We start from the raw sequence: 15,583 nt of genomic DNA, 5'->3' as shown, positions 1-15,583 counted from the left end.
ACAGCAATGAAACCATTAAAACTCACGCTGCAAGCATTTGGTCCTTTTGCCAAGACTGAACAAGTGGACTTTACTCAGCTTGGTACTAATCCTCTGTTCTTAATTAACGGCCCAACAGGTTCCGGTAAGACCTCAATCTTAGATGCGATTTGCTTTGCTCTATATGGAGAAACCACGGGTAATGAACGCCAAGGCATACAAATGCGCTGCGACCAGTCTGCTGCTAACTTACCGACTGAAATCATTTTTGAGTTTGCGCTGCACGATAAACATTACCGTGTGACGCGCGCCCCTGAGCAAGAAGCACCGAAAGCACGCGGTGAAGGAACAACGACAAAGAAACACGCGGCTTCATTATATGAGATCACTGATGAAGAGCGTTTGATTACTAGTAAAACAGCACAAGTCAAAACAGAGGTGGCGGCGCTATTAGGGCTTAATGAAAGTCAGTTCCGTCAGGTGATGGTCTTGCCGCAGGGCAAATTCCGCGAGCTACTACTGGCAAGCTCGAAAGACAGAGAAGCGATATTTGGTCAACTGTTTCAAACTGACATCTACAAAAAAATTGAATTTGCTTTAAAGGATCGTGCGCTCTCAATCAGTAAATCGAAGGACGAGTTCGACAACCAAATCCGCGGTGCGCTGCAGGTGGGCGAGGTGAGTACTGAGCAAGATCTAAGCGACAAGCTTACCCAAGCAAATGAACAGGCAGCTCACGCTAAAATGGCTGAGCAAACCAGTTCAGAAGCGCTCAGCCAATCGAAAGCCAAACTACAGCAAGTGACGACACTTAACGGTCAGTTTGTGAAACTAGAGCAGGGTAAAGCGGCTTTAAAAGCTCACTTAGAGCAGCAAGCTGTTATCGCTGAGCGTAACCTAGCATTAGAGCGCGCCACACAAGCAAGCAAATTAGAAGCGCCATATTCGCAGTGGCAAGCGAGTTTAAAGCAAGTCACGGAATTTGAACAAAAGCTTGTTACGCTAAACTCGGAACAAGAGCAAGCGCAAGTGATGCTAAAGCAGAGTGAGGCTCAGCATCAAAAAGCTTCCTCAGAAGCCGAACATCTCCCTGCTTTGAATGAGCAACTATTCAAGCTGGACCAAACTCAGCAGAAGCTGGTGGAACGCGCTCAACAGCAATCGAATGTTAATGCCTTACAGCAAAAAAAAGTCGAGCAGCAACAAACGTTAGATAAATACATCGCTTTCAAAGATAAGCTTGCAAGTGACGCTCTAAAAGGCAGTCAGGACCTTGAGCAAGCACGTAAGGATGTGACAGAGAAGGTGACGCTAGAAGCGGAGATTGCTAATAATCAGCGTTTGGCCTCTGATCTACGTAAACTTGCACAAATTAAGGGCGAACAAGCCAGTTTAGATAAACAAACTGAAGCGAAGCAGACAACAAAGCAAACCTTGCAAGCCGAGTTAGTCACTAAACAGAAATTTGCCGACCAAACTGAGCTCCATTGGCATAATGCACAAGCCGCGGTTTTAGCTCAGAAGCTTGAACAAGATCAGCCTTGTCCGGTTTGTGGTAGCTGCACGCACCCATCACCAGCAAGCTTTGCTGGCAATGAAGTTTCAAAGCAACAGGTAGAAAGTGCTCGCCAGATTGAGCGAGCTGCACTTGAACAATTTAATCAGGCAAGCAGTGCGCTTGAACAGCACCTGTCGCTATGTGAGCAAAAGAGAGCCATGGTTCTGGCTGCAGACGCTGAGTTAGGCGACAAAGCGACGCTTAACATTGCCGATGTAGAGCAGCAACTTAATCAGCATCAGCTTCGTTTACAGCATCTCTCCGCGATTGACTTGATCAAGATGGAGCAGGCGGTAGTTGAGCTCAACCAACGCTGCACTGATGGTGAAGCTAAAATCAATCAGCTTAAAGAAGAAATCTCTGCCAATGATACCGCTTTAAAGCTTAGTATCGAGCAACTAGAAAAGCTTTCGATTGCGATCAATGGTGAGTTCAACTCGGTTGAGGAAGTTGAAGCAAAACGAGTACAGACGCAGCAAATAATGTCACAGCTTAAGCAGGCGTTAGAAGCCGCGCAGGGGCAGGCTCAACAAGCGGCGATGAGACAGTCAAACCTAGAGTCACAAATGGTCACCCACCGTGAATTACTCAGCCAAGCGGTAGCACAGCGCCAGGTTAATGAGCATGCGTGGCACAGCGCTCTGCAAGCGACTGCTATTGTTTCAGAGCAAGAGTTTCTGGCATCTCGTTCGACACCTTCTGAATTAGAAGCGTGGCAAAACGAGATAACTCAATATAACCGTACCAGTGTCCAATTAGAGCAGACAATCAGCGATCTTGAGCAAGCACTAGTCGGTATGCAGCAACCGAATTTAGAACAGGAACAGTTGTCAGTACAGCAAAGAGAAGCGGAATATCAACAATCTAGAACAGTATTGGATACCGCTCAGTCGACATTGCATCGTTTAGAAAAAGTCGCGCAAGATATTGCTCAGTTGCATGAGAAAAATCGCAAGCTAGAAGAAGAATATAAAGTTTATGGCACTCTTTACGATGTCGCGAGTGGCAAAACAGGCAGCCGAGTGAGCTTGCACCGTTTTGTACTTGGCGTTTTGCTCGATGACGTATTGATTCAAGCTTCGCAGCGACTGAGTATTATGAGCCGCGGTCGATACCAACTTGTACGTAAGACCGAAGGGTTCAAAGGGGCCGCAGGGCGAGGCTTAGATCTGTCGGTTGAAGATGGCTATACAGGTAAAGTTCGCGATGTCGCGACCCTATCTGGCGGGGAGTCTTTTATGGCTGCATTAGCTTTAGCATTAGGCCTGTCTGATGTTGTTCAGTCATACAGTGGCGGGATTAGGCTTGATACATTATTTATCGACGAAGGCTTTGGCAGTTTAGACCCTGAATCTTTAGATCTAGCCATGCAGATCTTAGTCGATTTACAGCAAAGTGGTCGTACAATAGGGGTTATCTCGCATATTTCGGAGCTTAAAGAACAAATGCCACTCCGGTTGGATGTGGAATCATCTAGAGTGGGAAGTACAATCCACCTAGCGGGTGTCCACTGATTAAATTAACGGCTAGAATTATACCAATGCAGCGAATTTCTTATGTGTGATATGAGTAACGGAGTTGAGCGCATGCCATGGCTTTGCTCATTTTGTAATGATTAGTATGTTATTTTTTTCAGCGGTTGCGGCAGTAAATCTTGTACGCAGTTTACAAAATATAGATAAATCAATAACGGCTGTAGTAGATGGATGTAGTTAAGAAGATTTACCAGTATGCAGATCCTAACCTCTCATTAGTAGGTTGGATGGGGTGTATTGGTTTCCCTGCCTACTATTTTGTCTGGACGGTGTTCTATCCTCAGCCTTATGAGAATGGACCCCTGAGAATATTTTGTGCGCTGCTGTTGCTTGGGTTGGCTCTAAGGCATTACGTTCCAACTGTACTGAAACGCTTTTTGCCATATTACTATTTAGCGACAGTGACGATTTGTCTGCCGTTCTTCTTTTCGTTCATGATGTTTATGAATGGCTGGTCGACGGTTTGGGCGATGTCCTTTATGAGCTCGATCTTCCTCCATATTCTATTAGTTCACCAAACCCGGGTCATGATTGCTCAAGCGACGTTGGCGATTGTCCTAGGTTTTTTGTTCGCATATGGGCTCAATGATGGACTGTTTGATGGCGGTGTTCCTATCATTTGGCCATACATCCCGATTTTCCTCTTCACCTATATATTCGGTAACCTTTTTTACTTCCGAAATCAGGTTGAGCATGAAGCTAAGGTCTCCATTGCTAAGTCGTTTGGGGCTGGTATTGCTCATGAGATGAGAAACCCATTAAGTGCTTTGCAGACTTCATTAGACGTATTGAGCTCATCGCTTCCTGCATCAAAATCTAATCAGAACGAGTATGTTGAATTACCACGCCAAGATCTAATGAGAATGAGAGAGGTGCTGGCCAGCGCCGATGAGGTTATCCATAACGGCAATGAAGCGATTGATTTACTGCTGACATCTATTGATGAAAACCGAGTTTCTCAATCGACATTTAAGCTCCATTCAGCAGGTGAAGTGGTCAGAGAGTCTTTAGCGACATATTCCTATCGCGGTACCGAAGCCAGCAAGTACGTCACGCTCAACATTGGTCAAGATTTTGAATATTTTGGTAGTGATACCTTATTGAAATACGCACTGTATAATTTGCTGAAAAATGCATTGTACTACCGAAACGATGATGCGTTTAAGGTCTCTATTACCGTTAATGCAGACGAAAAGGCAAACTACCTCTATTTCGAAGATAACGGTGTTGGAATTGAGCCGGATAAGATTGACTACATCTTTGAAGATTTTTATACATCAGGCAAAGCATCCAGTTATGGCTTGGGGCTACCATTTTGCCAACGAGTGATGCATTCGTTTGGAGGCTCGATTGAATGCGAGTCTGCATTAGGAGAGTGGACGCAGTTTACTCTCAAGTTCCCTCACAAACATTCCCAAGCGATCAGTGTCATCAAACATGAAATCCTGCGTACTAAATCGATACTGCACATAGGCAGTGACCCTATGGTGCAGCGTAAACTGAACGAGTTTGCCTTCTATATGGGTACGGAGCTGTCAGATATAAATCTAGAGCAAGCGTATCAGAAAGAAGAGTATGAATTTGAGTATGACTTAATTTTGATTGACCTAGATACCTGCAGTGAGTCTGAGTATCTAAAACTTGAGTCAAAATTGCACTTTACTGAAGCGAAACTGGTCGTTCTGTATGACAAGAATAGCCATTATCACACCAAATTTAGCCGCTTCCTGTCCATCTATGCGATTGAAAAATTACAGGTCTTGAAGCATACCAGTGATGTTTTTGCTGAGCTCATGTTTGGCCGTTGTGAAGCAGATAGAACGCAAATACCTCGCAAAACTACGAGCGTTGGCAAACGGATTCTGATTGCCGATGACAATGTCTCAATGCGTCAACTGACGACTATTTTGCTCAATAAGCAAGGTTATCAAGTTTCTCATGCGAGTGACGGTAGCGAAGTTCTTGATGTTTTAGGCAATCAGGCTATCGATCTGATACTGATGGATATTGAAATGCCGAAACTCAATGGGTTTGATGCCACTGAGGCAATAAGGAGCTCATCTGAGGATTATTTCGATATTCCGATTGTTGGGCATACGGGTGATAATTGCCAAGAAACGTTGCAGAAAATAAAGCAGGTGGGAATGAATGACTATTTAATTAAACCCGTCGATAAAGAACACCTGCTAGACAAAATATCTTTATATTTGTAATGTTTTTATAGCACCTCAATAAAGAGGTGCTACAATTAATTAAACGAAGTGTAGTTCAGGATGATTAAATGCATCGTGAGCGACAGATAATATTTTGTTGATATCGTTATCCGTTAAAGAGCTATTTAATGATAGCCTTAAAATGTTTTTATTATCTGGTGTTGCTGGTGTGCAGAATACCGAACCAAATACACCTCTATCTTCAAAAAAGTCTCTTACCTTTCTTGTATTTGTTTTTTCTGCCGTTTCTAATCCAATTATTTGCGACTCACTTCTAATTTCAAAGCCAATCGATTTTAATCCAGAAACGACTTGCTGTGCGTTATGGGTTAAGTTTGCTCGCGCATGGTCACTCTCTTTTATTACCGCTAGTGTCGCACTGATCCTATCCAGTTCGCACGCCATCATTGCGGAGCTGAAAATCGATGGAAACGACACGTAAGGGACAACTTGCCCTGTCTCGTTATTGCACCAGACCGCACCTGCACGATAAGCAAATGTTTTAGCCAAACTCGCGGTTAAAAAATCGACTTTATGAGTGAGCCCTAGCGAGTGCACTAGACCTGCGCCTTGTTCTCCATGTGTACCTAATGAGTGCGATTCATCAACCACAATTGCACAGCCTAACTCCTTCGCAACATCAATGATTTCAACCAGTGGAGCGATAGTGCCGACGGTGCTGTATATTGAGTCGACGAGGACGATACCTGGGCCATTTCGTTTAATCGTACGTCTAAGGTGCTTAACATTATTGTGCATAAATGGATGAATGTTGGCTCCGGCAATTCTGGCGCCTTCCCACATCGACATATGGGCGAAAAAATCAATGTAAACATTGGTACTGGAGTCGCAAATAGTTTGCAATAACCCAATATTCGCAATCCATCCCGATGGAGCAATGGTACAGGATTGAAAGCCTGTGTAGTCCGACAATTCTTGCTCGACGTTTTTATCTAAGCCATCACTGTGAAGAAACACATTGGACATAAATGCGGTGTCTTTTCGAGAAAGCAGAGAGCTGACATGGGCATCGATAATTTTTGGATGATTTGAAAGAGATAGATAGTCGTTACTTTGTAAAATAATATCTGTGCTTTCTGGCTTCTTACCTAAAACTAAATTTCGACCGTTATCTTTTTTATTTATTAAGTCGGAAACATAGAAATCAATTCGTTGCTTGACGAAATTCGGCAAGCACGAGTAGTCACTTAACATATTCATAATAGTTAGCCTTGTAAGTTGTAAAATTATTGCTGCCAGCTGACAAGGCTATTTATGATGTGTGTTAAGAAATTAGTCTAATATGAAAGGTTATTTTCTTGCGCAATTCTGCAAACAAAAATATACTCGATTTAATATATCTCAATTCTAATTACGCTTTTGGAAGCATATTTTAATTAAATAAATTACTAAACTATTAATAAGTTAATGTTTTTTGTACTAGTTAATAAGCTTTTCGAGTGACCTCTGGCCAATACATTTTTACGTAACCAACTGCGACCCAAACCACTAGTCCGGTTGCAACCGAGAGTTCAAACAGTCCGAATTTATGTAACCAATGCCAATGCGGGTGATACTGTTCGAAAAAGGTAGTCAAACGATGCATGGCTACCGCACTGATCACTGAAGGGAAAGTAACGGCTGCAATAGAAGGCTGGAACTTGAGCCTCATTAAGCGGATATAACACAGGTAAATCAGTAACGTCATGGTGATGGCAATCCCAGCTAATGCCCCAGTCAAAATAGGGTCTGGTTCGGGGAAGTTCACTAGATAGGTTGCTAACGTAAGGTTGATAGGCGCAGCCATAATCGCCAGTGTTGGCTTAGCTCGCTTTGGCAACATACCCTCAAAAACAAGACGATAGAGGACCAGAGGCAACATAAAGAAATAGATGGTTATGCAGACGTTGACCAGTGTTTCTGAAAAAACGGTGTGGCCAAACTGTGTTCCAGCTAACGAGCTGCTGATCATACCGACGGGGTATAAAAACCAACTTGGAACGATGTTGCACATCTTAAAATTGGTTAACTGGAAGGTGAAGAACAGTATCATCATGGTGAAATGTAGCAGCAGGGCAGCGAACCAAATCGGGTAGGCGATAATGGGTGAAATGACGGCTAAATAGTCACATAAAATCAATAAGGCCATACTCATTGGAGCCATTAAGCTGCCACTTAACGGATGGCGAATATCATTGATGAAGGTGTTGTAGTTGGTTAAGTATTTGACCAAAACTGGAAATAGCAGAATTGCCCCGATCCCAGCCAGATAGGGCCGAATCAATTCGCCGACTTCAGGGATGTAAAGCGCCCAAGCATGACCTAGCCCAATAAAGCCGAGTGCTAATGCTGCTTGTGAGGGGGGAACACTCTGAAATTGAGTGAAACGTCTCCAGTTCAATGAAATACATCCTTATTAGAGTAAAGCGGTGTTTGGCTAACGTAAAAGCTCTATTTTTTACCGAGATAATCCGTTGTCGGTAAAAGCGTTGTGATCATATCAAGTGGAGTATCTGCGGTGCAAACCTCAGTGAGGGTCACTTGGTAGATCTTTCTGTCGTAACTTCTCATTTTTAAGAGTTCGATGGAGCAATTGACTATAGATAGGCTGGCCACCAAAGAGTTGGGCAAATATTACCGCGCCTAAACTTGTGATGATTAAAGGCAAGATAAGGTAATAGTTATTGGTCATTTCTATGACTAGCAAAATGCCCGTAATCGGTGCTCGCACGGTTGCAGCGAAAAGGGCGCCCATACCAGCGATAGCGAACATGCCTGGAGTGATATTTAGCTCTGGCATTAGGCTTTGTGCAATCAATCCAAATGCATACCCAAACAGAGTGCCAAGAGCGAGCATTGGCGCAAAAATACCGCCCGGCGCACCAGAGCCAAAACAGATCATAGTGGTGACAATACGGGCAACGAACAGCAGTAATAGCAGCGCTGCGCTGTAACCGCCATTGGTAATCGTAGGGATCAAGCCAATGCCGCCACCAGTCACTTCTGGGAGGTAAAGCAGCATGATGCCAAAACAGCCGCCGATTAAGCTTCCGGTAATTAGGTAGCGCTTACAGTCATTTTTATGTAGACGCACAAAGAGATCTTGAGACAGAGTCACCAAGTTATTGAACAGCACACCAAATGCACCAAATAGCCCACCAAGGAGTAAGAATAGCCACAGCGTTTCAAGCTCTGGTGCTTGGTACTGCGGCATGGTGATGACCGCATTTTGTCCATTGATGTAACGAAATACGATGTTGGCTGATACCGCAGAGATGATCACGGCGCGAATGGAAATCAAAGAGTAGCGAAATTGTGGTCGCATCTCTTCCACGACAAACATAATCCCCGCGAGCGGTGCGTTGAATGCGGCAGCTAAGCCACCAGCAGCGCCTGATGCCAACAACGAATGGCGAGTATCATCATCTTTGACCTTGAAAATGTCAGTGACCATACGGCCGATAGCGCCGCCCATTTGTACCGTCGGGCCTTCACGGCCAAGTACCATACCTGAGCCAAGTGCGCCCATACCGCCGAAAAACTTAACAGGAATTACGCGCCACCATCTAACAGGTCTGATCCCATCCATCGCCCCTTCAATTTCTGGAATACCTGAACCTGCGGCTTCAGGAGCGAACTTATGTACGAGGAAATAACCAATAAAGGCGAGAGTGGCACTGATGATAAATGCCGCTAGCCAAAGAGGAACCACGCCACCAATTTCATTCTTTAGCCAATCGGTACGTGTTTCAGAAACGAAATGAACCGCGATTTCAAAGTAGGTGCCCACTAGACCGGCCAGCACACCCACTAACAAAGAAAGTAGCAACACTGAAATAGGCGTTTTGTCTTTAGAGAGAAATTGATTAATCGCATCCTTGGGAACCGCGGCAAGTAAGGACTGCTTAATTTTCTCTCTTTTGGTCATGGAAAGGGGAACTCCCGTATAATCAGTATCAACAATAGGTCTTAGGTAAATTATACGCCTGTATGGGTGTAACTATAGCGACAAGATTGCAATATTGAGTTGCAAAATTGAGAGATAAGGACAGGTTTAAAGAGGTTCGTTTATGGGATAAGTAATAGTACTTAGCATGATTATCAGGGGAATCTGAAATTGGAGGTTATCGCACATGCTCAGGTTATAACTCACCCCCACAAGGAGCTACCAAGTGGAGGTAAGTTTTGGGCTTATATTTACTTCTAATTTGGCAGTAATTTTTCATCGTTACTTACTGTTTTAAAACAGAACGAGAATTTTTACAGGCCCACGATTAAGAAGAAAATCATGGTCGCGATAATACCAATCAGTGCGTATGGGAACTGAGTGGTCGCATGTTGCATTGATGTACAGCCAGAGCCTTGTGCAGACAGTACCGTTGAGTCACTGAAGAAACATGAGTGACTACCGGCTGCAGAGGCTGATAGCAGTGCAGCAACAGTCAGGTGTAGTGGCACACCCAGCTGCTCACCGAGTGGCAGTACAATCGGCATTGCTACCGCGAAGGTACCCCATGATGATGCCGTCGCAAACACCAGGCCACCAGTGATCATAAAGATGATCGCAGGGAAGTAAGACGCTGACAGGTAAGGGCTAACGGTCTCGATAACATACTGAGTCACGCCTAGCGAGTCGTTAACGTTCTTGAGCATAAAGCCGCCGATTACTGTTGCCAGTGGCAGTAACATCACCTTGATACCATCGTATACCGCTTCAAACATATCATTCATAGAGATAAGCTTTTGCACGCCGTAGAAACAGATAGTAAAGATAATCGCGACGAATACGCCAGCCAGTAGATCGATACCGAAGTACCAACTTGCCGCGACCAGAACAATCATAGGTAGCAGGAAGTTAATCAGACCCATAGTTGGACTTGTGTGCGCAGCGATATCAGAACCGAAATCAATGTCTGCTGCACCGTCAGGGCGGACCTGACCGTTCTTCGCACGCTGCTCAGCTTTCTTCATCGCGCCAAGATCTGGGATCTTCTCCATCGCTACCAACAGAACGATTGCGAGCGTTACCCAGCCGTACGCCATGTATGGAATTGCTTCAATGTACGCTTTGATACCTTCGCCTGCTTCTGCAACGTTGTTTGCTTCTAGCAGAGAACTAAAGAAAATAGCCCAGGTTGAAATTGGTACCAGAATACAGATAGGTGCCGCTGTGGAGTCAACTAGGTAAGAGAGCTTCTCACGCGAGATCTGGTATCCGTCAGTGACTTTCTTCATTGATGAAGAGATTGCAATCGCGTTCAGGTAGTCATCAATAAAGATCACGATACCCAGCAAAAATGTCATCAGCATAGATTGGCGACGGCTTTTCACTTTAGTCACCAACATATCTGAAAAGCTGAGGATACTGCCGCCTTTCTCAAGAATAGCAATCAGGCCACCCATCAAACCACAGACCAGAATGATCCAGGCGATAGTTTCATCCATCATTACCGTCATCGAGATATCAACAATTTGCTCGACTGCTTCGGCAGGATTCAGCAGTAGCACGCCTGCGATAGCACCACTAAAAAGTGCTTCAACCGTGCGGTGAGTGGTCAGGGCAAAAAACAGTACCAAGGCGGTTGGTAGCAGGCTCATCCAGCCATAAGATTGTCCTTGTTCATGGTTAAGACCAATAGCAGTGAAAAAGACGAAAGTCGCGATCACTAATAAGGTCACCACAATATGTTGGGTATTAAATTTTATCGGCGCGTCCAGCACCTTTGCTTGAGTTGTCATAGCGTGTCAGTCCTTTGTTTAAGCTGAGTGCAACATCCAATCGATTTCTAGAGGAGTAATCGCTCGCTCAAACTCTGCGAGTTCACTCCGTTTGCAGGCTAAAAATAAATCGATAAATTCCCTTGAGATGTACTGAGCCAGTTCGCTGTGTTCCAACTGATCCAGAGCTTCAGACATACGCACGGGTAAGTCAACCGCGTCATCACTAAGAGAAGCAGGACATTGCTCTTTGTTATAAGTTTCGCTGGCCAGTACTGCTGATAGCACCACAGCGGCAAGAATGTATGGGTTAACGTCAGCGCCTGCGATACGGTGTTCAACACGACGGTTTTTGCTGTCGCTGATCGGAACGCGCAGCGCTACGCCGCGGTGGTTTTCGCCCCAGTCCGCTTTGGTAGGGACATAAGCACCAGGTACGAAACGACGGTAAGAGTTGACGTTAGGGCAGATCAAAGCCATAGAATCAGATGTCTGTGCCAGCATGGCTGCGATGGTTTGATAAAACAGTGGGCTCTCTTGACCGTCTGCCTGACTAAATAGGTTATTGCCATCCTGATCCACAAGGCTGATGTGAATGTGCATGCCGTTACCAGCTTGCTCAGCGAATGGTTTCGCCATAAAGGTGGCATCGAAACCATGTTGATTGGCGACCTGACGGATCACTCGTTTGGCGATGATGATTTCGTCACAAACTCGCAGCACATCTTGTGAATGGTTGAAGTTAATTTCGAACTGGCCTGGAGCGGACTCAGACAAAGCTCCAGAAGTGTTTAACCCTTGCTCTTGGGCGATGCGGTTGAGGTCGGTCAGGAAGTCAGCGTAGTCGTCCAAACCATCGAGATCGTAAACCTCAGTGTCCTTTTCTCGGGTTTGTTTGCTTGGGTTAATCGCGGTTTGCAACTCACCCTGTTTGCCACGTTTCTTATCGATTAAGTAAAACTCAAGTTCTAATGCTACGCATGGGAAAGTGTTGTTCGCGTGCAGTTTTTCGACCATGCCAGAAAGGATATTGCGAATAAAAAGAGAGTTCGGATTGACACCAGTTTCATCCATCATGCTTAACAGTAGTTGTCCAATATGAGGGTTCGCTGTTGGCATTAGGGTATCGGCGATTGGAAAGCACATATTGTCGGGCTCGCCCAGGTCTTCCCCGAGTCCCGCAGACTCGACAACATTGCCCTTAGTGTCGAGAGAGATAGTTGAAAGTGGTAGGGCGACCCCTTTCTGCAGTTTGTCTAACCCACTGACTGGGATACGTTTGCCGCGAGGTGTGGCATTAATGTCGGTGAAAATGAGGTCAACGAACTCTATCTCGGGCCATTGCTGTCTAAAATTTTTAACTTCCTGTAGATACGATTCCATTTTTAGTTCTCCAAATAGCCTGACGAGCGGCGAGCTAAAAATAATTGAGTTAACAACTAGGTTGCATTTATTAGACTAAGGTCTAACTCTTTACAATTATTTTCTTTATATACAACGACTTAATTTTATTTTTGTAAAAATAACAACTTCGTCGCGGGCTTGTCTTGTTAACTATTTTGTAACAGTTGCTGCAGTTTTGCTCAATATATTGAGCAAAAAATGGCTTTTTTTTGAACAAAAAGGTGGAATTGGTCACGATTTGGTCAGAATATCGAACATTTCTGTTGATAATTTTGTACATGGTTTGTAGTGTGAATGTTAAATAAATTGAACACGGAAGCACCATGGCTAAAACAAGCAAACCTATTATCGGTATAGTCAGCTGCGCGAAGGAGTTAGGTGGTTACCAGGTCCAGGCAGTGAATGACTTCTATTTACACGCTGTAAAAGATTTCGGTGGTCTGCCTTTGATACTGGCTCCAGAGATGCCAGCAGAGGATATACAGACCATTCTCGATATGTGTGATGGTTTCTTGTTTCCTGGCAGTCATTCAAACGTGGCACCTCATCGCTACAACGCGACTCATGAAGAAGCGAAGAAAGATGAAAAGCGTGATGAGCTCTCTTTGTCGTTAATCCGTCATGCGGTCGACGGTGATATTCCTTGCCTGGGCATCTGCCGTGGTTTTCAAGAGATGAATGTGGCTCTGGGTGGTTCGCTAAACCCAGCAGTACATGAGTCAGGATTTAATGACCATAGAGAAAGCCCTGTTGAAGATTTCGAACAAAAGTATGCACCAGCACATGCAGTGTTGGTACAAAAAGAGAGCTTGTTTGAGCAGTGGCTGACTGAAAATCAGTGGCAAAACACCAGTCTGTTCGAAGTGAATACACTGCACAACCAAGGGGTCGACCAGCTTGCTCCACAGCTGAACATTGAGGCCAAAGCACCGGATGGACTAGTGGAAGCCTTTAGTCTTCCTGGTCAGAAATTTTTTGTTGGCGTGCAGTGGCACCCAGAATGGCAAGCAAAAACCAATCATTTCTCTCAAATTTTGTTCAAAGAATTTATGATGGCTGCCTCTGTATAAATCAGGAGCTGCATGAATGAACAATCAAGAGATTGGTAAAAATATTGTTCAGTTACGAAAACAACACGGATTGTCACAACGCGAACTCGCCGAGCGAGCTGGGATTACACACAGTGCTATTTCTTCAATTGAGAATGGCAAAGTCAGCCCGTCGGTCAGTTCGTTACAAAAGATAGTTAACGTTTTCTCTTTATCGCTTTCAGAGTTCTTTACCTTTGAAAAGCCGCAAAGTGATGAAGTGAAAGTTGTTATGACCCAGGACGAGCTGGTTGAAATGGGCAGCGAGTCGGTTTCGATGAAATTGGTGTCTAACGGCAATAAAGATCAGGTGATTGGATTCCTGATTGAAGAATATGCACCGCACGGTACCACTGGCGCGGGAGAAATAAGACACGAAGGTGAGGAGATAGGCACGGTGTTAGAGGGTGAAATCACTCTTGAATACAAAGGCCAGTCTTATCTTATCAAACAAGGTGAGTCGTACATTATTGATACGACAGAGCCACATAAGTTTACTAATCACACAGACAGGGCTTGTCGAATGATAAGCGCGCATACGCCGACCACATTCTAAGTGGGCCTTGCCTTGTTGTGATATACAAGGAGGGCGTATGAAAACCCAAGAACAATGGATTGAACTGAAGAACAGTCTTGTCATTGAGCATCGATCTTACATCAATGGTGAGTATTGCGATGCGCAGAGCGGTCAAACCTTAGCGGTTATCAATCCAGCAACGGACGAAAAGCTAACGGATATCGCCCGTTGCCAGAGTGAAGATGTGGATCTTGCGGTTAAATACGCTCGACAAGCTTTCCAACGCGGTGAGTGGAGCAGCAGCGCGCCTTCTCATCGTAAAGCGGTGCTGTACAAGTTTGCAGACCTTATCGATCAACATCGCGAAACACTGGCACTGCTTGAAACTCTCGATACTGGTAAACCTATTAGCCACAGTGTTTCAACCGACGTACCTGGTGCTGCCAACTCCCTTCGTTGGTACGCTGAAGCGATTGACAAAGTTTATGGCGAAGTCGCGCCAACAGAGAAAGACGTCCACGCCTTTATTTCTCATCAGGCGATTGGTGTTGTTGCCGCAGTCGTTCCTTGGAACTTCCCTCTGTGGCTTGCCTGCTGGAAGCTAGGCCCTGCATTGGCTGCAGGTAACAGCGTTATTCTTAAACCTTCTGAAAAATCATCTCTGACTGCGATCTACTTAGGTCAGCTTGCTGAGCAGGCAGGTCTGGCAAAAGGCGTTTTCCAGGTCGTAACAGGTTTTGGTCATGAAGCGGGCGACGCTCTTGCCAAACACCATGATGTTGACTGTATCGCCTTTACTGGCTCGACGCGTATTGCCGGTCAACTGATGATTCGCTCTGGTGAAACCAACCTCAAGCGCGTATTCGCTGAAGCGGGTGGTAAGAACGCGAACATCGTATTTGAAGATTGTGATGACCTTGATCGCGCTGCAGCTGAGACAGCAGCAGGGTGCTTCTACAATCAGGGCGAAGTGTGTGTTGCCGCGACGCGTTTACTGGTTCATGAAAGCATCAAAGATCGCTTTGTCGATAAGGTGATTTCAGCGGCGCAGGCCTTTATGCCAAAAGACTCTCTTGATACTTCTTCATCTATGGGTGCTCTGATCGATCAGGAGCATAAAGCCAAAGTGCTCGAATACATTCTTCTTGGTCAGGCTGAAGGCGCAACACTGCGCTGCGGTGGTGATGTGCAAGGTCAGGGTGCATTCGTCGAACCAACGATTCTAGACAACGTCGATAACAAAATGAAAGTGGCTCAGGAAGAGATTTTTGGCCCGGTGCTGTGTGTGATTCCATTTAAAGATGAAGCACAGGCTATCGAGATTGCCAATGACTCTCAATATGGTCTTGGTGCTGCGCTATGGAGCAGCAACATCAACCGTGTTCACCGAGTGGCGAAACAGCTACAAGCTGGCTCGGTCTGGGTTAATAACTACAACGAAGGTGACATGACTGTCCCGTTTGGTGGATTCAAAATGAGTGGTAACGGACGAGATAAATCGCTGCATGCCATCGAGAAGTTCACTGAAACCAAGACGACCTGGATTCGTCTCCACCCTTAAGCCTGCTGAA

The 15,583-nt window shown here is 45.1% G+C and carries 10 protein-coding genes; 5 read left to right on the top strand and 5 right to left on the bottom strand.

All coding sequences use genetic code 11. The annotated features are described in order from the left end of the window. Positions 1-6: 6 nt before the first annotated feature. Both ELS82_RS05360 and ELS82_RS05355 read left to right on the top strand, forming a co-directional pair. A complete protein-coding gene (locus tag ELS82_RS05360) occupies positions 7-3,051 on the top strand; it encodes an AAA family ATPase (protein WP_134834548.1) in 3,045 nt (1,014 codons plus the stop codon). Between the two features lie 188 nt (positions 3,052-3,239). Next, positions 3,240-5,285 (top strand): hybrid sensor histidine kinase/response regulator, encoded by a 2,046-nt coding sequence (locus ELS82_RS05355; RefSeq protein WP_134834547.1) that lies wholly within the window; start codon positions 3,240-3,242, stop codon positions 5,283-5,285. Positions 5,286-5,324: 39 nt separating this feature from the next. On the opposite strand, the gene cqsA is transcribed toward ELS82_RS05355, so the two are convergent. The 5 genes from cqsA to ELS82_RS05330 all read right to left on the bottom strand — a co-directional run bounded on the left by cqsA (position 5,325) and on the right by ELS82_RS05330 (position 12,386). Continuing rightward, positions 5,325-6,506: an alpha-hydroxyketone-type quorum-sensing autoinducer synthase gene (gene cqsA / locus ELS82_RS05350; protein ID WP_134834546.1), complete on the bottom strand. Its 1,182-nt coding sequence runs from the start codon at positions 6,504-6,506 to the stop codon at positions 5,325-5,327. A 223-nt stretch (positions 6,507-6,729) separates the two neighbouring features. Further along, on the bottom strand, positions 6,730-7,686 hold the full coding sequence (locus ELS82_RS05345; RefSeq protein WP_134834545.1) for a TDT family transporter: 957 nt from the start codon (positions 7,684-7,686) through the stop codon (positions 6,730-6,732). Positions 7,687-7,812: 126 nt separating this feature from the next. After that, positions 7,813-9,213 carry a H(+)/Cl(-) exchange transporter ClcA gene (gene clcA, locus ELS82_RS05340; protein ID WP_134834544.1) on the bottom strand — a complete coding sequence of 467 codons (1,401 nt, stop codon included), beginning with the start codon at positions 9,211-9,213 and terminating at the stop codon, positions 7,813-7,815. 332 nt (positions 9,214-9,545) lie between these two features. Next, the gene (locus ELS82_RS05335) at positions 9,546-11,024 is read right to left on the bottom strand and encodes a Na+/H+ antiporter NhaC family protein (protein WP_134834543.1); all 1,479 of its coding nucleotides are present in this window, start codon (positions 11,022-11,024) and stop codon (positions 9,546-9,548) included. Positions 11,025-11,042: 18 nt separating this feature from the next. Then, positions 11,043-12,386 carry a glutamine synthetase family protein gene (locus tag ELS82_RS05330; protein ID WP_134834542.1) on the bottom strand — a complete coding sequence of 448 codons (1,344 nt, stop codon included), beginning with the start codon at positions 12,384-12,386 and terminating at the stop codon, positions 11,043-11,045. A gap of 344 nt (positions 12,387-12,730) precedes the next feature. Between ELS82_RS05330 and ELS82_RS05320 the strand changes: the two genes are divergently transcribed. From ELS82_RS05320 to ELS82_RS05310, 3 genes are read left to right on the top strand one after another with little or no spacing between them, the layout of a single operon-like run. Continuing rightward, positions 12,731-13,477 (top strand): gamma-glutamyl-gamma-aminobutyrate hydrolase family protein, encoded by a 747-nt coding sequence (locus ELS82_RS05320; RefSeq protein WP_134834540.1) that lies wholly within the window; start codon positions 12,731-12,733, stop codon positions 13,475-13,477. A gap of 16 nt (positions 13,478-13,493) precedes the next feature. Further along, positions 13,494-14,051, top strand: coding sequence for an HTH-type transcriptional regulator PuuR (puuR, locus tag ELS82_RS05315; protein ID WP_134834539.1), 558 nt, complete (start codon positions 13,494-13,496; stop codon positions 14,049-14,051). Between the two features lie 37 nt (positions 14,052-14,088). Then, positions 14,089-15,573, top strand: a complete 1,485-nt coding sequence (locus ELS82_RS05310; protein ID WP_134834538.1) for an aldehyde dehydrogenase — start codon at positions 14,089-14,091, stop codon at positions 15,571-15,573. Positions 15,574-15,583 lie beyond the last annotated feature (10 nt).

Origin of the sequence: Vibrio ouci (assembly GCF_004551525.1) — a bacterium.
GTDB classification, from domain to species: Bacteria; Pseudomonadota; Gammaproteobacteria; order Enterobacterales; family Vibrionaceae; genus Vibrio; species Vibrio ouci.
Note: the sequence above shows the minus strand (reverse complement) of the source record. Positions and strands in the feature narration are given on the sequence as shown.